Source organism: Streptomyces hamibioticus, from assembly GCF_047946815.1.
Lineage (GTDB): Bacteria > Actinomycetota > Actinomycetes > Streptomycetales > Streptomycetaceae > Streptomyces.
This window is the reverse complement of the sequence record NZ_JBKKQY010000001.1, coordinates 2546717-2564969: the sequence shown is the minus strand read 5'-3', so window position 1 is coordinate 2564969 and position 18253 is coordinate 2546717. Positions and strand designations below refer to the sequence as shown.

20 protein-coding genes are annotated in these 18253 nt (G+C 73.6%); 13 read left to right on the top strand and 7 right to left on the bottom strand.

What is annotated here, in order from left to right; all coding sequences use genetic code 11:
- The first annotated feature begins 168 nt into the window (after positions 1-168).
- The 4 genes from ACLGIH_RS11345 (at position 169) to ACLGIH_RS11330 (ending at position 4244) form a co-directional block, all read left to right on the top strand.
- Complete coding sequence (locus ACLGIH_RS11345; protein WP_416525120.1) at positions 169-363, top strand: hypothetical protein; 195 nt, start codon at positions 169-171, stop codon at positions 361-363.
- Positions 364-387: 24 nt separating this feature from the next.
- Positions 388-1254, top strand: a complete 867-nt coding sequence (gene mshB, locus ACLGIH_RS11340) for an N-acetyl-1-D-myo-inositol-2-amino-2-deoxy-alpha-D-glucopyranoside deacetylase (protein ID WP_416525119.1) — start codon at positions 388-390, stop codon at positions 1252-1254.
- Positions 1251-1661 carry a DUF6113 family protein gene (locus tag ACLGIH_RS11335; protein ID WP_416525118.1) on the top strand — a complete coding sequence of 137 codons (411 nt, stop codon included), beginning with the start codon at positions 1251-1253 and terminating at the stop codon, positions 1659-1661. The genes mshB and ACLGIH_RS11335 overlap by 4 nt, the downstream gene beginning before the upstream one ends.
- A gap of 156 nt (positions 1662-1817) precedes the next feature.
- Entirely contained in the window at positions 1818-4244 is a 2427-nt protein-coding gene (locus ACLGIH_RS11330; protein WP_416525117.1) for a hypothetical protein, read from the top strand.
- Positions 4245-4350: 106 nt separating this feature from the next.
- Here ACLGIH_RS11330 and ACLGIH_RS11325 read toward each other — a convergent pair whose 3' ends face one another.
- A complete protein-coding gene (locus ACLGIH_RS11325) occupies positions 4351-5202 on the bottom strand; it encodes a SirB1 family protein (RefSeq protein WP_416525116.1) in 852 nt (283 codons plus the stop codon).
- 26 nt (positions 5203-5228) lie between these two features.
- On the bottom strand, positions 5229-6278 hold the full coding sequence (locus ACLGIH_RS11320; protein WP_473246756.1) for a GNAT family N-acetyltransferase: 1050 nt from the start codon (positions 6276-6278) through the stop codon (positions 5229-5231).
- A 141-nt stretch (positions 6279-6419) separates the two neighbouring features.
- Between ACLGIH_RS11320 and fdxA the strand changes: the two genes are divergently transcribed.
- Entirely contained in the window at positions 6420-6740 is a 321-nt protein-coding gene (fdxA, locus tag ACLGIH_RS11315) for a ferredoxin (protein ID WP_416525114.1), read from the top strand.
- A 99-nt stretch (positions 6741-6839) separates the two neighbouring features.
- Positions 6840-7934 (top strand): bifunctional succinyldiaminopimelate transaminase/glutamate-prephenate aminotransferase, encoded by a 1095-nt coding sequence (locus tag ACLGIH_RS11310; RefSeq protein ID WP_416525113.1) that lies wholly within the window; start codon positions 6840-6842, stop codon positions 7932-7934.
- A gap of 82 nt (positions 7935-8016) precedes the next feature.
- On the opposite strand, the gene ACLGIH_RS11305 is transcribed toward ACLGIH_RS11310, so the two are convergent.
- Both ACLGIH_RS11305 and ACLGIH_RS11300 read right to left on the bottom strand, forming a co-directional pair.
- Positions 8017-8463: an ATP-binding protein gene (locus ACLGIH_RS11305; protein ID WP_416525112.1), complete on the bottom strand. Its 447-nt coding sequence runs from the start codon at positions 8461-8463 to the stop codon at positions 8017-8019.
- A gap of 312 nt (positions 8464-8775) precedes the next feature.
- The gene (locus tag ACLGIH_RS11300; RefSeq protein WP_416525111.1) at positions 8776-9762 is read right to left on the bottom strand and encodes a VldE C-terminal domain-containing protein; all 987 of its coding nucleotides are present in this window, start codon (positions 9760-9762) and stop codon (positions 8776-8778) included.
- An 83-nt stretch (positions 9763-9845) separates the two neighbouring features.
- Here ACLGIH_RS11300 and dapE point away from each other — a divergent pair, with 83 nt between their 5' ends.
- Positions 9846-10925 (top strand): succinyl-diaminopimelate desuccinylase, encoded by a 1080-nt coding sequence (gene dapE, locus ACLGIH_RS11295; RefSeq protein ID WP_416525110.1) that lies wholly within the window; start codon positions 9846-9848, stop codon positions 10923-10925.
- Positions 10926-11031: 106 nt separating this feature from the next.
- Entirely contained in the window at positions 11032-11790 is a 759-nt protein-coding gene (locus ACLGIH_RS11290) for an LOG family protein (RefSeq protein ID WP_416525109.1), read from the top strand.
- Between the two features lie 137 nt (positions 11791-11927).
- Here the strand turns inward: ACLGIH_RS11290 and folP are convergent, their stop codons facing one another.
- A complete protein-coding gene (gene folP / locus ACLGIH_RS11285) occupies positions 11928-12788 on the bottom strand; it encodes a dihydropteroate synthase (protein ID WP_416525108.1) in 861 nt (286 codons plus the stop codon).
- A gap of 154 nt (positions 12789-12942) precedes the next feature.
- Here folP and ACLGIH_RS11280 point away from each other — a divergent pair, with 154 nt between their 5' ends.
- On the top strand, positions 12943-13299 hold the full coding sequence (locus ACLGIH_RS11280) for a DivIVA domain-containing protein (protein ID WP_416525107.1): 357 nt from the start codon (positions 12943-12945) through the stop codon (positions 13297-13299).
- A complete protein-coding gene (locus tag ACLGIH_RS11275) occupies positions 13296-13892 on the top strand; it encodes a DNA-3-methyladenine glycosylase I (protein WP_416525106.1) in 597 nt (198 codons plus the stop codon). Before ACLGIH_RS11280 ends, ACLGIH_RS11275 begins: the two co-directional genes overlap by 4 nt.
- Positions 13893-13968: 76 nt before the next feature.
- Here the strand turns inward: ACLGIH_RS11275 and chcB are convergent, their stop codons facing one another.
- The gene (chcB, locus tag ACLGIH_RS11270) at positions 13969-14772 is read right to left on the bottom strand and encodes a 2-cyclohexenylcarbonyl CoA isomerase (protein WP_416525105.1); all 804 of its coding nucleotides are present in this window, start codon (positions 14770-14772) and stop codon (positions 13969-13971) included.
- Positions 14773-15149: 377 nt separating this feature from the next.
- On the opposite strand from chcB, the gene ACLGIH_RS11265 reads away from it, so the two are divergent.
- Positions 15150-15317, top strand: a complete 168-nt coding sequence (locus ACLGIH_RS11265; RefSeq protein ID WP_003966491.1) for a DUF3117 domain-containing protein — start codon at positions 15150-15152, stop codon at positions 15315-15317.
- Between the two features lie 161 nt (positions 15318-15478).
- Here ACLGIH_RS11265 and ACLGIH_RS11260 read toward each other — a convergent pair whose 3' ends face one another.
- Entirely contained in the window at positions 15479-16177 is a 699-nt protein-coding gene (locus ACLGIH_RS11260; RefSeq protein WP_416529342.1) for an O-methyltransferase, read from the bottom strand.
- Between the two features lie 257 nt (positions 16178-16434).
- Between ACLGIH_RS11260 and sigE the strand changes: the two genes are divergently transcribed.
- Both sigE and ACLGIH_RS11250 read left to right on the top strand, forming a co-directional pair.
- Positions 16435-17142, top strand: a complete 708-nt coding sequence (gene sigE / locus ACLGIH_RS11255; protein WP_416529341.1) for an RNA polymerase sigma factor SigE — start codon at positions 16435-16437, stop codon at positions 17140-17142.
- Positions 17139-18131 carry an anti-sigma factor family protein gene (locus ACLGIH_RS11250; RefSeq protein WP_416525104.1) on the top strand — a complete coding sequence of 331 codons (993 nt, stop codon included), beginning with the start codon at positions 17139-17141 and terminating at the stop codon, positions 18129-18131. The genes sigE and ACLGIH_RS11250 overlap by 4 nt, the downstream gene beginning before the upstream one ends.
- The last annotated feature ends 122 nt before the right edge of the window (positions 18132-18253 follow it).

Genomic DNA, 18253 nt, shown 5'->3' with positions numbered 1-18253 from the left:
TTGGCCATGCGCCCCCTTGTGCGGCTGTGCGCCGATCGATGCGCGCGTACGGATAGTTATGATCGCTAGCGCATAGTGGGTATCAACCAGCTGCCTGCTGTGCGGACTTGTCCATCCGGATCCATCCGTTCGACCCCATGTCCCAGGGCTCTTTGGAGGTGAGCCGCCGTGGCACTCTCGATTTCGGCGGTGGTGCTGCTGGCGATCATCGTCTTCTTGTTGATCAAGAAGTCAGGACTCAAGGCCGGCCACGCCATCGTCTGCATGCTGCTCGGCTTCTATCTCGCCTCCTCGACCGTCGCACCGACGATCAACGAGGTCACGTCGAACATCGCGGGGATGATCGGCAGCATCAGCTTCTGACGGCGGGACCTTAGGGTGGGAGCCATGACGGAACAGCCCTCCCGGCGTCTGCTGCTGGTGCACGCGCATCCGGACGACGAGTCGATCAACAACGGCGCCACCATGGCCAGGTACGCGGCCGAGGGCGCCCACGTGACGCTGGTGACCTGCACGCTCGGTGAGCGCGGCGAGGTCATCCCGCCCGAGCTGCGCCACCTGTCCGGCGCCGCCCTCGGCGAGCACCGCCTGCGCGAGCTGACCGCGGCGATGCGCGCCCTCGGTGTCGACGACGTGCGGCTGCTCGGCGGCCCGGGCCGGTTCGCCGACTCCGGGATGATGGGCCTGCCCGACAACGACGACCCGGGCTGCTTCTGGCAGGCCGACGTCGACGAGGCCGCGGCCCTGCTGCTGGAGGTGATCCGCGAGGTGCGCCCCCAGGTCCTCGTCACCTACGACCCGAACGGCGGCTACGGACACCCCGACCACATCCAGGCCCACCGCGTCGCCATGCGCGCCGTCGAACTGGCCGCCGAGGCGGGCTGCCCCGTCGCCAAGGTCTACTGGAACCGCGTCCCGCGCCCCGCCGCCGAGCAGGCCTTCGCCCGGCTCCACGACGACCTGCCCCGCCTGCCCTTCACCAAGGCGGCCACCGTCGACGACGTACCCGGCGTCGTGGACGACGAGCGGATCACCGCCCGGATCGTCACCGACGGCACCCCGCACGCCGCCGCCAAGGCCGCGGCCATGCGGGCCCACGCCACGCAGATCACGGTCGCCGAGCCGTACTTCGTGCTCTCCAACGAACTGGCGCAGCCGCTGTTCACGACCGAGTACTACGAGCTGGTGGGCGCCTCCTCGCCGGGCGCGGGCGAGACGGACCTGTTCGCCGGGACCACCGAGGCGGCGTCATGACCGACCGCCCCTCCCCGCTCGCCCGGCCGCTGCGGCTGCCCTCGCTCGGGCGGGCCCTGGTCTACCTCGCCCTCTTCGCGGCCGGTGCCGTCGTCGGCGTGGCCGGCGCGCTGGTCCAGCCGGCCTGGTTCCCGGGCGGGCTGCTGCTCGCCCTCGCCGGAGAGGCCGGGCTCTGCGTGGGCGCGTCCCTCGCCGTCGGCACCCGGGGCGCGGCCGTCGCGCCCGCCGCCGGCTGGGCGCTCGCGGTGGTCCTGCTCACCGCCAGCCGCCCGGAGGGCGACTTCGTCTTCGCCGCGGGCAGCGGCTCCTATCTCTTCCTGCTCGGCGGCATCGCCCTCGCTGTGATGTGCGCCACCCTCGCCCCGGTGCGGCAACCGGACGGGGACGCCGCCCGACTTGGCGAATGACGTACCACTTCGCCTGACCGGGGACGTGCGAGTGCCGTGTGGGTTTCCTCAGCGGTCCCCGGATGAGCGTGACAAGCGGCCAGTATGGTGGTGCGCGCCGCCGAGCTGCCCGCTTGAGGTCGTGACGGGCGGCGGAGCCAACCGGGAGAACCTGCCTTGAGTCGTGAAACTGATCGTCCGTCCTCCGGGCCCAACGGGCGCGGCGGAGCCGCCTACCCGTCGGGTACACCGCCCTACGGGACGCCCACGGCTTCCGACGCCGGTGCCGGCGCGGGCCGTTCGGCCACCCAGCCCGAGGAGCGCAAGACCGAGACGACGCTGACGACCCGGATCCGGATCAACATCCCCGGGTCCCGGCCCATCCCGCCCGTCGTGGTGCGCAAGCCCGTCACCGAGGCCGAGGACGGTCCGGGCGACACGGACACCGCCGAGACGCCCGAGCCCGGCGCCGCCGCGCCCACCGGCCCCGGCGAGGCTCCCGCCGAGCCGGCGCGGCCCGCCGAGGAGAAGCCGACCAGCGACTGGTTCGCGCCCCGCAAGTCCCCGTCCGCCACGGGCGGTCAGGGCGGCGGCTCCGCCAACGGCGCCGGACTGCCCGGAGCTTCGGGTACGGGACCGGGAACGCCGGGTTCCGGTGCGCCCGGTGGCGGTGTGTCCGGGGGCGGTGCGCCCGGCGCGGGTCTGCCCGGCGTCGGTGCGCCCGGTGCCGGTCCGGCCGGTGGCCCGCGGCCGGGTGGCGGTGGACGTCCCGGTGGCGTCGTCGGCTCCATGGGCTCCCAGGGCGGCTCCCGGCCCGGCGGCTCCCAGGGCGGCGGCCTTCCCGGAGCGACCGGCGGCCCCGTGGCACCCGGACACGGCGGCGGCACCGGCTCCTTCGACGTGACCGAGGCGCTGGCGGCGGGACCGCTGGGCAACGGCCGGCGCCAGGCTCCCGACGCCGGCCCCGGGCCGCGCCACGACGACCTGCGGTACTTCGCGGAGAACGGGCAGAGCGGCCCCGCCGGCCCGACGGGCGGCCCGGCCACCGGTGACGGGCCGCTGCCGCCGGCGCCGGGCGGCGAGGCCGGCGGACCCGGCAGTGCCGGCCGGCCCACTGGTCCCGGCGGCCTCGTCGGACCTGGTGGCTCCGTCGGAACTGGTGGCTCCGGGCGCCCCGGCGGCCTGGGTGGTCCCGGCGGCCCGGGCGGTCCCGGCGGTCCTGGTGGCCCGGATCGTCCCGGTGCAGTCGGCGCCCCCGGTGCGGCACCTGGCTCAGGTGCGTTCCCGGGCCCCGGCGGCCCCGGCGGCCCCGGTGTGCCGGGCGTGCCCGGTGGCCCCGGCGCCCCCGCGGGGATGCGCGGCCCGGGCGGACCCGGTACGGCCCCCGCCTCCGCGCCCGGCGGCAGGCTGAGCGACGACACCGCGATCCTCACTCCGCAGAAGCCGGCCCCCGAGCCCGGCACCCCGGGCTACGGCAACCCGCGGGACAACGTCTCCGGGGACACCCTCACCAGCGGTATCTCCGCCGTACCGGCGGACCGCGGCGGCGCCGGCCCGTTCGCCCCGGGCGCCCGGCCCGACGGTCCGCTGCCGCACCCGCCCCCGAATCCGTCGGACCCGGTCCCGCCGCCCCCGGCGAGTTCGTCCAGGCCGCCCAAGAAGAAGGGGCGGAACAAGCTCGTGCTGCTCGCCGGCGGCCTGATCGGCATCGCCGCCGTCGCCTACGGCGCGGGCCTGCTGATGAACCACTCCGACGTCCCGAAGGGCACCACCGTGCTCGGCGTCGACATCGGCGGCAGCACCCGCGACGACGCCGTGGAAAAGCTGGACGCGGCCTTCGAGGACCGGGTGAACAAGCCGCTGAAGCTCACGGTGGACGGCGAGAGCGTCACGCTGCGGCCGGACCAGGCGGGGCTGCGGTTCGACGCGCAGGCCACCGCCGACGCGGCGGCACGGAGCGACTACAACCCGGTCTCGGTGATCGGCTCCCTCTTCGGCGAGGGGCGGGTCGTGGAGCCGGCCATGCCGGTCGACAAGGAGAAGCTGCACGCCGCACTGGAGCGGGCGGCCGGCGGCACCGGTTCGGTGACCGAGGGCACGATCGAGTTCCGGTCCGGCAAGGCCGTCCCCGTGTACGGCAAGCCCGGCAAGGGCATCGACGTCGCCAAGTCGACCGACGCGGTGACCGAGGCGTACCGCACCCAGGTGGAGACCGGCACCTCGGCGCCGGTGGACGTCCCGACGACCACCCAGCAGCCGACGGTCTCCAAGGCCGAGGTCGACCGCATGATGAAGGAGTTCGCACAGCCGGCGATGTCGGCCAACGTGGTCGTGCAGACCGACGCGGCGCACTCGGTGCCGATGAGCCCCGAGCGGTCGCTGTGGAAGTTCCTCCGGGTGGAGGCCGTCAACGGCAAGCTGGTCGAGAAGCCCGACCTGGCCGCTCTGAAGCAGCTCTACGGCCAGGCGTTCGACGACGTGCGCATCACCCGCGGCACCGGTGAGAAGACGCCCGTCACCCCGCAGGACGTCTACACCGCCCTGCGCGAGGCGCTGGTGAGCAGGACCGACCGCGTAGCGGTCATCGACACCGACCCCAGCTGACACAGCGGCATCACGAGGGGGCACCCGGAAGTCACCGGGTGCCCCCTCGCCGCTGCGGGGCACGGGGCGGGCGTACCGATCCGCGGCGAGAGGGCGAACCCGAGCCTCAGTTCAGCATGGCCCGCGCGGTCCGCGCCTCCCCCCGCACCCGCTCGGCCGCCGGCTCGTCCACCGCCGCGACCACCTCCGCGTACGCCTCCAGCTCCGCCGCGCCGGAGGCGAACTCGCCCCGCTGCACCAGCAGCAATGCCCGCTCGTACCGCAGCCGCGCCGGATGCGACGGCAGCAGCAGCGACAGTTCCACGGCCCACAGCGCGACGTCCGACCGCTCCGGCCGGGCCGCGGCCCAGGCGCGGATGTTGTTCAGGATCCGCAGCACCACGTCCAGCGGATCGGCCGGCGTCAGCATCGCCGGTTCCAGCGTCGCCCCCGTCGCCCCGGCCACCAGCAACTCCGCGTCGCTCCCGGTCAGGACCCGGCCCCCGTCGAAGGGGTCGGCCAGCACCTGCTCCGTCTCCGGCCCGAAACCGACCACGAAGTGCCCCGGCAGCGCCACCCCGTGCACCGGAGCCCCGGCCCGCCGGGCCACCTCCAGCCACACCACCGACAGCAGGATCGGCAGCCCGCGCCGGCGCCGCAGCACCTCGTGCAGCAGCGACGACTCCAGGCGCCGGTAGTCCGCCGCCGAGCCCCGGAACCCGTACCGCTCCCCGAGCAGGTCCCGCAGCGCCCCGGCCCAGGCGCGCGGGCCACCGGGCCGGTACGGCAGCTGCCCGGCGAGCCGGTCCAGTTCCATCTGGGCGGCGTCGATCCCCGCCTCGTCCAGTGTGCCGTCCGCCTCCGCGCCCACCAGCAGGCACAGCGTGGACAGGTCGGGCAGTTCGGACCGTGCCTCCTCGGCGAACCGGCGCCGCACTTCGGCGGAACGCCCGGGCGACGGGGGTTGGGGGGAACGCATGGCAGGCTTGTGCCCTCTCACGGCGATCAGTACGGCTGCGGACCGGTGCCGGCGGGCTCCCGGTAGTGGTGGTAGGCGTGGTGCGCGGCGAAGCCCAGCCCGGCGTACAGCGCCCGCGCCGCCGTGTTGTCCGTCTCGACCTGCAGGCACGCCGCCGAGGCGCCCTCGTCGAGCGCCCGCCGGGCCAAGGCGGCCATGACGGCGGTGGCCAGCCCCCGGCGCCGCTCGGCCGGGTCGACCTCGACGGCGGCGAAGGAGGCCCACCGCCCGTCGACGACGCACCGGCCGATCGCGGACGGCGTGCCGCCCTCGCCGGGCACCGCCGCGAACCACACCGACGGCCCTCCCGCACGCTCGGGCTCGCCCGCGCGCGGGGCCCCGCACCCCAGCACCTCCAGGGCCGCCTCGCCGGCGCCCTTGCGCCCGTAGCGCGCCAGCCACGCCTCGTCCGCCGTCCGGGACAGCACGACGCCCGCGCCCTCGGCCCGGTCGGCGACCGGCGCGAGCGCGCCGACCCACAGCTCGGCGGTCACCTCACGGGTCCAGCCGCGCCGCTCCAGCTCCGCGCACAGCACTTCCTGGGTGCCCTCAGCGCCGGTCGCGGCCTGCACGTAGGCGGGCAGGCCGCGCCGGCCGTACCAGCGGCGTACGACGGTCAGCGCCTCGTCGAGCGGCAGTCCCGGATCGCCGAGCGGCAGCACGGAGTTGGCCCTCCGGGTGAACCCGGAGGCCGCCCGCAGCTCCCAATCGCCGAGCCGCTCGCTCTCCACCGGCCGCCAGGCCCGGGAGGCGACCCGGGCCAGCTCCTCGTAGGAGGCGGCGGGCCCGCGCCGGCGGGCCGGGGCGGCCGGGACGACCTTGCCCGAGACCAGCGCGGATTCCTCGATCCGTACCGTCTCGCCACTCTTCCGTGTGATCAGCAGCACACCGTTGTCCCATGATGTGAGAACACCCACCGTGTCGGTGAACTTCTCCACCGAGGCGCCAGGTTCGCTCAAGCGCCGTACAGAGACCCGTTTCCCCACGTCAGCAGCGGTGATACGGACCTCGAGACGCCCGGCGGCAGAGATTTCCACGGGTCGGTACACCCCTCCTGTTCGGATCATGCCCAGGAACGGAGATACTAGGGGCGGGCATCGACGACGCCGCGCTCCCGCGCGCCAGGCGGCGGAGCCTGAGGTGGCCCGCCAGCGCCCGTATCGAGGAGGAACGACAGCGTGACCTACGTCATCGCGCAGCCTTGTGTCGACGTCAAGGACAAGGCGTGCATCGAGGAGTGCCCGGTCGACTGCATCTACGAGGGCCAGCGGTCCTTGTACATCCACCCGGACGAATGCGTCGACTGCGGTGCCTGTGAGCCGGTCTGCCCGGTCGAGGCGATCTTCTACGAGGACGACACTCCGGAGGAGTGGAAGGACTACTACAAGGCGAACGTCGAGTTCTTCGACGAGCTCGGCTCGCCCGGCGGTGCCAGCAAGCTGGGGCTGATCGAGCGCGATCACCCCTTCATCGCCGCGCTGCCGCCGCAGGGCGACTGATTCCGTCAGCGGCCCGCACACCGCGCCGCCTCGGTCCCGTACGCCCTTGAGCCGTACGGGACCGAGGCGTTTGCCGTACCAGAAAGTGAGCGAGTACCCGTGTCCGCAGTCTCCGACCGGCTGCCCACCTTCCCCTGGGACAAGCTGGAGCCCTACAAGAAGACGGCCGCCGCGCACCCGGACGGCATCGTCGACCTGTCGGTCGGCACGCCGGTCGACCCGGTCCCCGAGCTGATCCAGAAGGCCCTGATCGACGCGGCGGACTCCCCGGGCTATCCGACGGTCTGGGGCACCCCGGCGCTGCGCGACGCGATCACGGGCTGGCTGGAGCGCCGCCTCGGCGCCCGGGACGTCACCCACCGCCACGTGCTGCCGATCGTCGGCTCCAAGGAACTCGTCGCCTGGCTGCCGACCCAGCTGGGCCTCGGCCCCGGCGACAAGGTGGCCTTCCCGCGGCTGGCCTACCCGACGTACGAGGTCGGCGCCCGGCTGGCCCGCGCGGAGTACGAGGCGTACGACGACCCGACCGAGCTGGACCCGGCGAACCTGAAGCTGCTCTGGCTCAACTCCCCGTCGAACCCGACGGGCCGGGTGCTGCCGAAGTCCGACCTGACCCGGATCGTGGCCTGGGCCCGCGAGCACGGCGTCCTGGTCGTCTCCGACGAGTGCTACCTGGAGCTGGGCTGGGAGGCCGACCCGGTCTCGGTGCTCCACCCGGACGTCAGCGGCGGCTCCCACGACGGCCTGCTCGCCGTCCACTCCCTCTCCAAGCGCTCCAACCTCGCGGGCTACCGCGCGGCCTTCCTGGCCGGCGACCCGGCGGTCCTCGGCCCGCTGCTGCAGATCCGCAAGCACGGCGGCATGATGACCTCGGCGCCCACCCAGGCGGCCGTGGTGGCGGCCCTCGGCGACGACGAGCACGTCCGGGTCCAGCGCGAGCGCTACACGGCCCGCCGCACGGCCCTGCGCGAGGTCCTGCTCGCCCACGGCTTCCGCATCGAGCACAGCGAGGCCGGCCTCTACCTCTGGGCCACGAGGGACGAGTCCTGCTGGGACACGGTGGCCCACCTGGCGGACCGCGGCATCCTGGTGGCCCCGGGCGACTTCTACGGCCCGGCGGGCGAGCGCTTCGTACGGGTGGCCCTCACGGCGACGGACGAGCGCGTCCGAGCGGCGGTCGAGCGCCTGTCGTAGCGCCCCGCCGGCCCGGCCGTGGGCAGACGTGAACGGGGCCCGGGGAAATCCCCGGGCCCCGTCAGCGGCAGCAGCCAGGTGCTCAGCCGAGCGGCAGCCCCTGCACCGGCAGCGTGCCGGCGCCGGGCAGCCCCTTGCTCACGGAGTCGGTCGGCAGCCCCCCCTTCGTGGCCGTCTGCGTGGTGTCACCGACGATGTCCCCGGCGGAGCCCGCCGCGTCCCCGGCGGCCTTCTGCGCCGCGGGCGTCGCCTTCTTGACGACCGAGCCACCGGTCTTGCCCGCGGTCGGCACCGCCTTCTTGACGGCCTTGCTGCCGGTGTCACCCGCGGTCTCGGTGACGTTCTGCGCCGCGGCGTCCACGGTGTTGCCGACGTTCGCCCCGTCCAGGGCGGTCAGCCCACCGAGGTTCGGGGTGGCCGGCAGCTCCGGCGCCGCGCTGGCGGAGCCGGCCGCACCGACCCCGGCGGCCGCTCCCGCAGCGACGAGCAGCGCGGCACGGGCGATCCGACGGGTCAGGGGGAGGGACATGATGCTCCTTCGACGGGGAGTGAATCTTCAGGTGTCCGATCGCGCCCGGTGGTTGACCGACCGGGCTCGGACGCAGTGACTACCGCTCGAAGTCCGCGAAGGTTGCGGCGGCACAACGTAAAGAGTTGGCAATGCGTCGCATTATCGGTTGCACAGAAAAACGGGCAAACAGGAACCGGTCGGAAAGTCCGCTGAACCCCTACGGCCCTTTGTTCCCAAGGGTTTTGGCACATTCGAGGGTGACGTCACGAAAACCTGCGCACCTCGTCGCCCGCGCGCCGCGCGAGTAACCCGGAGGGGTGAACGCCCGGCCTACCGTGCCGTGACGATCCGGACCGGCCCGGTGCCTTGTTCCGCCCCCTGGGCGCCGTCCCGGGCGCCCGGGACGTCCGCCGGCTGCCACCGGCTCCCGGTGTTCCCGGCGGTCCACTCCCGTCCGGCGTACGACACCCGTTCGATGTGCAGCGTGGAGGCGTTGGCCACCGCCCAGTGCGCCAGCTGCCAGCCGCGGCGCCGGGCCTCCCGCTCGGAGGCCGCGTCCGTCCCGTCGGGCACCGGCAGCGTCACGGTCCGCTCGTCGGAGCCGTCGCCGGCCCCCGTCGGCGCCGTCGGCGCCGGTCCGTCCACCTCGGCACCGACCGGCTGGAGCACATCGTCCCCGAAGTCCCGCACCAGGGCCGCGCGCACCGCGCCCGGTCCCTTGGCCCGGGTGGCGGCGGGGCGCCCCGCGCAGGTCAGCGTGGCCGCCGAGCGTCCGGTCAGGGCGGCGGCGAGCAGTGTGGCGTCCGGCTCGTGCTTGGCGTACGCCTGCGGGAAGCCGCTGCGCTGCACGCGCTGGGCGGCGACCGTCAGCGGCAGCCGGGTGTAGCCGGGGACCTCGACCAGGTGGTCGTAGAACTTCCCGGCCGCGTACGCCGGATCCATGATCTCCTCCGGTGTGCCCCAGCCCTGCGAGGGCCGCTGCTGGAACAGACCGAGCGAGTCGCGGTCGCCGTAGTCGATGTTGCGCAGGGCCGACTCCTGGAGCGCGGTCGCGAGCGCGATCGTCACCGCCCGCTCGGGCAGGTTGCGCGCGGTGCCCACGGCGGTGATCGTCGCCGCGTTCACCGCCTGCTCCGGCTCGAACTCGTACGTCGCCCCGTCGTCCTCGGCGGAGACGACCTTGCAGCCCGGCGCGCCCGTGCCTCCGGTGACGTACTGCACCGCGAGGTAACCGGCGACCGCGAGCAGGACCACGAAGGCCGCCCCGGAACGGAGGAGGCGGCCCCGGCGTTTGCGGTTGGGGGACGGCTGTAGCACGCGTACAAGGTACTGGAGAGCACCGGGGAAGCCGTGCCGGGTGTGGACAGTGCGCGCGGAGGGGGCGGGTTAGGGTCGACGCCATGGCCGACACCCCCCTGGACCTCACGCTGGACGCCGCGCAGCTCACCGCCCGGCTCGTCGACTTCCCTTCCGTCAGCGGTACGGAGAAGCCGCTCGCGGACGCGATCGAGACCGCCCTGCGCGCCCTGCCCCATCTGACGGTCGACCGGTACGGCAACAACGTCGTGGCCCGCACCGAGCTGGGCCGCGCGCAGCGGGTCGTCCTCGCCGGTCACATCGACACCGTCCCGATCGCGGACAACGTCCCGTCGCGGCTGGACGAGGACGGGGTGCTGTGGGGCTGCGGCACCTGCGACATGAAGGCGGGCGTCGCCGTACAGCTGCGCATCGCGGCGACCGTCCCCGCGCCCAACCGCGACCTGACCTTCGTCTTCTACGACAACGAGGAGGTCGCCGCCGAGCTGAACGGCCTCCGGCACGTCGCCGAGGCGCACCCGGAGTGGCTGGAGGGCGACTTCGCCGTCCTCCTCGAACCGTCGGACGGGCAGGTGGAGGGCGGCTGCCAGGGCACCCTGCGGGTGCAGTTGAAGACCGCCGGGGAGCGGGCGCACTCGGCGCGGAGCTGGATGGGCTCCAACGCGATCCACGCGGCGGCCCCGATCCTGGCCCGCCTGGCGTCGTACGAGCCCCGGTACCCGGTGATCGACGGCCTGGAGTACCGCGAGGGCCTGAACGCGGTGGGCATCTCCGGGGGTGTCGCCGGCAACGTGATCCCCGACGAGTGCGTCGTGACGGTCAACTTCCGCTACGCGCCCGACCGCACCGAGGAGGAGGCGATCGCCCACGTCCGCGAGGTGTTCGCGGACTGCGGGGTGACGGAGTTCGTGGTGGACGACCACAGCGGCGGCGCGCTGCCCGGCCTGTCCCACCCGGCCGCCGCGGCCTTCATCGAGGCGGTCGGCGGCACCCCGCAGCCGAAGTACGGCTGGACGGACGTCTCCCGCTTCTCGGCGCTCGGCATCCCGGCGGTCAACTACGGGCCCGGCAACCCGCACTTGGCCCACAAGCGCGACGAGCGCGTCGAGGTGGCCAAGGTCCTGGCGGGGGAGGAGCGGCTGAGGTCCTGGCTGACCGCGTGACGCGGCCGTGTTTACGGCGCTTCATGGCGGACATGCTGAGGTCCCTCGTACGAAACCCGCGTAGATCTACGCTGAGGTGGAACGACCGCAGACGGAGGGAGCGCACATGGCCACCGGCAACCCCGAGGGCAAGCAGCAGCCACCGGAGGAGAAGCGCCTGGGCCCGGTCCTCCGCAGACGGAGCCAGGTCGAGGGGAGCACCACGGACCAGCGACTGCTGGACGAGCGCGCCCCCACCGACTGGGTGCACACCGACCCCTGGCGGGTGCTGCGGATCCAGTCGGAGTTCATCGAGGGCTTCGGCACCCTCGCGGAACTGCCGCCCGCGATCAGCGTCTTCGGCTCGGCGCGCACACCCGTCGACTCGGCGGACTACGAAGCGGGCGTGCGCCTGGGCCGGGGCCTGGTGGAGGCCGGCTTCGCGGTGATCACGGGCGGCGGTCCGGGCGCCATGGAGGCGGCCAACAAGGGCGCCTGCGAGGCGAGCGGCATCTCCGTCGGCCTGGGCATCGAGCTGCCCTTCGAGCAGGGGCTGAACCCCTACGTCGACATCGGCCTGAACTTCCGCTACTTCTTCGTCCGGAAGATGATGTTCGTCAAGTACGCCCAGGGCTTCGTCGTCCTGCCCGGCGGCCTCGGCACCCTGGACGAACTCTTCGAGGCCCTCACCCTGGTCCAGACCCAGAAGGTGACCCGCTTCCCCATCGTCCTGTTCGGCACCGAGTACTGGGGCGGACTGGTGGACTGGCTCCGCAACACGGTGATCCGCCAGGGCAAGGCCGCCGAGAAGGACCTCCTGCTGTTCCACGTGACCGACGACGTGGACGAGGCGGTCGCCCTGGTGTCGAAGGAAGCGGGCCGGTAGCAGGCCGGCCCGTCCGGCGCTCGAGGACGAGGCCGTCCGGGCCGAAAGGGCGGTCCGGGGGCGCAGCCCCCGGGGACGGTGGGGGCCACTCCGGGGGAGGGCGGGGTTCCCTCCGGGAGAGGGCGGGGGCGAGAGAACTACGCCAGCCCCCGCCGGGCCACCGCCGGCGCCCGGTGCCCCGCGATCGACGCCACCATGTCCAGCACCTGCCGCGTCTCCGCCACCTCGTGCACCCGGTACACCTGCGCGCCCAGCCACGCCGACACCGCCGTCGTCGCCAGCGTCCCCAGCAACCGCTCCTTCACCGGCTTGTCCAGCGTCTCCCCGACGAAGTCCTTGTTGGACAGCGAGACCAGGACCGGCCACCCCGTGTCCGCCATCTCCCCCAGCCGCCGCGTCGCCTCCAGGCTGTGCCGGGTGTTCTTGCCGAAGTCGTGCCCGGGGTCGATCAGCACCGACTCCCGCGGCACGCCCAGCGCCACCGCCCGTTCGGCCAGCCCCAGGGTCACCTGCAGGATGTCCGCCATGACGTCGTCGTACGCCGTCCGGTACGGGCGCGTCCGCGGCTGAGCGCCTCCCGCGTGGGTGCACACCAGCCCCACGCCGTACCGCCCGGCGACCTCCGCCAGCTTGGGGTCGACGCCGCCCCACGCGTCGTTCAGCAGGTCCGCGCCCGCCTCGCAGACGGCCTGGCCGACCTCGTGCCGCCAGGTGTCCACGCTGATCACGACGTCCGGGAAGCGCCGCCGCACCTCGGCGACGAAACCGACCGTGCGCCGCGCCTCCTCCTGGGCGCTCACCTCCTCGCCGGGCCCGGCCTTCACACCGCCGATGTCGATGATCGCGGCGCCCTCGGCGATCGCCTGCTCCACGCGCGCGAGCGCCGGCTCGTCGTGGAAGGTGGCCCCCTGGTCGTAGAAGGAGTCCGGGGTCCGGTTCACGATCGCCATGATCACCGGCTCGTGCGCCTCGAATTCGCGCCTGCCCAGCCTGAGCATCCCCTGTGACCCCTTCTCGTTTCTCGTCCGACGGTGTGCCGCGTCGCCTGCCCGCGGCCCGTGCTTCCGGCGCCTGCGGCGCCGACTGTCAGACTCGCATGGCACGATCGGAGCCGACACATCAGACTCGTCGTCCGACCGTGGGGGCTCCGCGATGGTTATGTTCCTGTTCCTGGTCGTCGCGCTCGCCGTCGTGGTCGCCGCGGTGACCCTCGCCGTGGTGGCGGGCGGCGAGAGCGGACCGCTGCCCGAGGCCGCCCCCGAGCGGCCGGCGGACCCGCTGCCCGCGGACCGCCCGCTGAGCCGCGCCGACGTGGAGGGCCTCCGCTTCCCGCTCACCGCCCGGGGCTACCGCATGGCGGACGTCGACGACGCCCTGGGCCGGCTCGGTGCCGAACTCGCCGAGCGCGACGCCCGCATCGCCGACCTGGAGTCCGCGCTGGCGGGCGCCCGGGCCGCCGCCCACCACGCCGTCCCCGCGGAGCAGCGCGATCAGGAGGAGCAGCAGTGAGCGCCGGTGCCGCCGTCGCCGGCCCGGACGGTGCTCTGCGCTGCCCCTGGGCCCTGTCCACCGCGGACTACGTGACGTACCACGACGAGGAGTGGGGCCGCCCGGTCCACGGCGACGACGCCCTGTACGAGCGGCTCAGCCTGGAGGCCTTCCAGTCCGGGCTCTCCTGGATCACCATCCTGCGCCGCCGCCCCGGCTTCCGTGCCGCCTTCGCCGGTTTCGAGATCGCCGAGGTGGCGGCCTTCACCGACGAGGACCGCGAGCGCCTGCTCGCCGACACCGGCATCATCCGCAACCGCGCCAAGATCGACGCCACGCTCGCCAACGCGCGCGTGCTGGCTCAGTGGGTCCCGGGCGAACTGGACGCCCTCATCTGGTCGCACGCCCCCGACCCGGCCGCCCGTCCGGTCCCCCGGACCCTCGCCGACGTCCCGGCCGTCACACCGGAGTCGACCGCCCTGTCCAAGGCCCTGAAGAAGCGCGGCCTGCGCTTCGTGGGCCCGACGACGGCGTACGCCCTGATGCAGGCGTGCGGGCTGGTGGACGATCACCTGGAAGCTTGCGTCAGCAGGTCCGGCCCGTCCGGCGTCTGAGGACGAGGCCGTCCCGGCCGAAGCGGGGTCCCGGGGCGGCAGCCCCGGGACCCCGCTTCGGCCGACGGTCACCTGCTCACCGGCCCAGATACTTCGGCTTCTCCTTGTTGACGAAGGCCCGCACGGCGATCGCGTGGTCTTCGGAGGACCCGGCCCGTGACTGCAGCTCGTCCTCCTTCTCCAGCGTCTCGGCCAGGGAGTGCGTCAGCCCGTGGGCGACGGCCTCCTTGATCGCCGCGTACGCCACCGTCGGCCCCTCGGCCAGCGCCCGCGCCACCTGCTCGGCCTCGGCACGCAGTTCACCCGCCGGTACGACGCGGTTGGCGATCCCCAGGTCGTAGGCCTCCTGCGCCTTGATGCTGCGCGGGAACAGCAGCAGGTCGGTGGCGCGGCCCGGGCCGACGACCCGCGGCAGCGTCCAGGAGACGCCGGAGTCGGCGGTGAGGGCGACGCCCGCGAACGACGTGTTGAAGGCGGCCGTGTCCGCGACGATCCGGTAGTCCGCCGCCAGCGCGAACCCGAAGCCCGCCCCGGCCGCCACCCCGTTCACGGCGGCGACCACCGGCTTGGCCGCCTCCGCCAGCGCCCGCACGATCGGGTTGTAGTGCTCCCGCACCGTGCTCATCGTCTGCCCCGAGCCCGCCTCCCGGTCGGCGGCGAGCAGCCCGATGTGCTCCTTGAGGTCCTGGCCCACGCAGAACGCCCGGTCCCCGGCGGCGGTCAGCAGCACCGCGCGCACCGCGGCGTCGTCCGCGGCGGAGCGCACCGCGTCCCGGAGGGCGACCTTGGTCTCGATGTTCAGCGCGTTCATCGCCTCGGGGCGGTTCAGCGTGATCGTCGCGAGCCCGTCGCTCACCTCGTAGAGCACGGTGTCGGCCATGGCGTATCCCCTCCGCGTCGCGGTCGTACGGACGTACCGACGGGTACGTCCGGTGTCTGCAGGACAGCATGACGGAGATCACCGGCCACGGCTCGCCCCGGGAATGTGACCTGCGTCAAAGAATTCCGGTCCGGGTCCATTCGGCGGAAGTGGGTGAGGGCGCGCAGTATTGCAGTCCCATCGCCGAATTGAGTGGTTTTGCTCGCGTGCGTTGCCCAAGCGATGCCGACCGATGTTGGTCATCGGGTCCTGCGATGCGGGATAATGGCCTGGAAGCAATGTGTTCGATGCCGGTGTCGCGTGCCTTTGACGGGCGCGCGTGCCCTTGGTGGGCCGTCGGCTTAGGCGATGAGCTGGTATCAGGAAGGGGAACGAGCATGGCGGCCATGAAGCCGCGGACGGGCGATGGCCCGCTCGAGGTGACCAAGGAGGGGCGGGGCATCGTCATGCGCGTTCCGCTCGAAGGCGGCGGTCGACTCGTCGTCGAGCTGACCCCTGACGAGGCCGACGCGCTCGGCGACGCCCTCAAGAAGGTCGTCGGCTGACGCGCAAGGGACCATACCCGTTCAGTCGCCCCGGTGCCGCACGCGGCACCGGGGCGACTGACTTTCCGGAATACCCATACCCGGGTGCCCAGGTGTCCGGGTGCCCAAAAGACCCGCAGATGCCATGCCCGAGCACCCGGCTGCCCGAAGACCGCGACCGGCTACCGCTTCACCGCGCACAGCAGCCCGTCGCCCACCGGCAGCAGCGAGGGCACCAGTTCCTGGCTCTCCCGCACCGCCCGCAGCAGCTCCCGCAGCCGCAGCACCTCGGTCGGCTGCGGTCCGGAGTCGACCGTGCGGCCATGGGCGAAGACGCCCTCGAAGACGACGAGGCCCCCGGAGCGCAGCAGACGCAACGATTCAGCGAGATAGTCCTGGTACTCCTGCCGGTCGCCGTCGCAGAAGACGAGGTCGTAGCCGGCGTCCGCGAGCCGGGGCAGGACCTCCAGGGCGCGGCCGGGGATGAAGCGGGCCCGGTTGCTGGCGAAGCCCGCGGCGCGGAACGCCTGACGGGCGAACTGCTGGTGCTCCGGCTCCGGGTCGACCGTGGTCAGCACCCCGTCCGGCCGCATGCCGCGCAGCAGATGGATCCCGGAGACGCCGCACCCCGTCCCGATCTCCGCGACCGCCTTGGCGTCCACGGCGGCGGCGAGCAGTCCGAGCGCGGCGCCCGTGCCGGGCGTCACCGAGCGCAGGCCCGCCTCGTGGGCCCGGTCGCGGGCCCAGCGCAGCGCGTCGTCCTCGGCGACATAGGCGTCGGCGAACGCCCAGCTCGTCTGCCGGTTGGCGGTAATGACCCTCTCCTGTCCCCGTGGTTGCCTCGGCGTGACTGTATCCGTTGCCGTCGGGAACCTGCAGATGGGACCGGTCGTTCAAAGGGGCAGGGAGACCGGAGAAGACACAGACGGCCGGGCGGCGGCGCCGCGACGGGGGGCAGCGGATGGACCAGGACGGCGAGCAAGTGCTGACGCAGCCGTACGAGCCGTGGCAGCCCACGTCAAATTCTCGTAAAACCGCTTATCCGGAGCTAACGGGCGAGGTGGCTATGGTAGGGGCTCCACTGGACACCACCGGAGCCAAAAGGGGAGGTGCGGCTGCGCCTGTGGATCGCGGAGGAGTGCTGCGGCGCTTCCTCGGATCGGCGGGCAGGCCGAAATCCGTGAACGACACTGCTGACCACAGCCACGCCGCCGGCGCCGCCAGCCAGGACCGGACCGCGACCTTCTCCACCGACGCGGACGGGCAGGCGTGGACTCCGCCCACCTGGGAGGAGATCGTCAGCACGCACAGCGGCCGGGTGTATCGCCTCGCCTACCGGCTCACGGGCAACCAGCACGACGCCGAGGACCTCACCCAGGAGGTCTTCGTCCGCGTCTTCCGCTCCCTGTCCACCTACACGCCGGGCACCTTCGAGGGCTGGCTGCACCGCATCACCACCAACCTCTTCCTGGACATGGTGCGCCGCAAGCAGCGCATCCGCTTCGACGCGCTCGGCGAGGACGCGGCCGAGCGACTGCCCAGCAAGGAGCCCAGCCCGCAGCAGGTCTTCAACGACGCGCACTTCGACGCGGACGTCCAGCAGGCCCTGGACACCCTCGCCCCCGAGTTCCGCGCCGCCGTCGTCCTGTGCGACATCGAGGGGCTGTCGTACGAGGAGATCGCCGCGACCCTCGGCGTCAAGCTCGGCACGGTCCGCTCCCGGATCCACCGGGGCCGCTCCCAGCTGCGCAAGGCCCTCGCGCACCGCTCGCCCGAGGCGCGCGCCGAGCGCCGCTCCTTCGTGGCCCGCGTTCCCGCACTGGGAGGAGGGGGCGCGAGCGCGTGAGCGGATCACGGCCGAAGTCCGAGGGACACCTCGCAGAGCAGCATCTGGGAGACCGACTGTCCGCACTGGTGGACGGTGAGCTCGGTCATGACGCGCGTGAGCGCGTGCTGGCGCACGTGGCGACCTGCCCGAAGTGCAAGGCGGAGGTCGACGCACAGCGCCGGTTGAAGAACGTCTTCGCGGAGACGGCTCCGCCGGCCCCGTCCGAGAGTTTCCTGGCCCGCCTCCAGGGGCTTCCCGCGGGCACCGACACCGACGGCGGTCCGCCGTTCGACGGGGGAGGCCCCGGCGGACTGTCCGGGCTGTCCGGACCCGGCGGCCGGTTCGGGGACACGGGGGTGTTCGGGACCAAGCGGGGCGAGCGCTTCGAGTTCGGTTACGTCCCGTCCCGTCCGCACTCCCCGGTGCTGCCGCCCGCCGCGCAGCACCGCGGCTTCCGGATCCACGACGTCGGCCGGCAGGACTCCGAGCGGCCGTCCTCGCGGGGCCTGCGGTTCGCGTTCGTCGCGGCCGGGGCGGTGTCGCTGGCCGCGGTCGCGCTGGGCGGCGTCACCCTCGGCACGCCGGACACCACCACGGAGGCGCGCGGTGGCTCCGGCAGCAACGTCACGCCGATGCGTACGCAGGGCGCGGGAGCGGCCGCGGTCCCCGAGTCGCAGCGCCGCCGCTCGGCCGCGCCGTTGCTCGGGCAGGGCCTCGGTCAGCGGGCGATGGGCGACACCCCGGTGGCGCCGACCTCCGTGTCCGCGCCGCTGCTGCCGGGACTGCCGTCGCCGCCGGCGGGCGGGAACCGGCCGGTCGGCCCCAAGCCGACCCCGCCGGTGATGGCCGGCGCCGCCGTGCTGTCCCCGCTGATACGTCCGCTCGAGGTCCAGCCCCCCGGCCTGCTCGCCGCGCCCGTGCCGACCGCGTCCCCGGCCGCCTCGCCCACGGCGTCCGCGTCCTTGCCCGCGGCGGCCGCCTCGGCTTCCTCCCGCCCGGTGCCGTGACCGGAGATCTGCGCAGGGGCGCGCGGACCTGATTGAATCCTCCGGTGGCGCCCAGGGCAGGCGGAGAGGCAGCCGGGCGCGCAGTCGACGATCTGCGGTCACGCCGACGAGCCGAGCCGCGG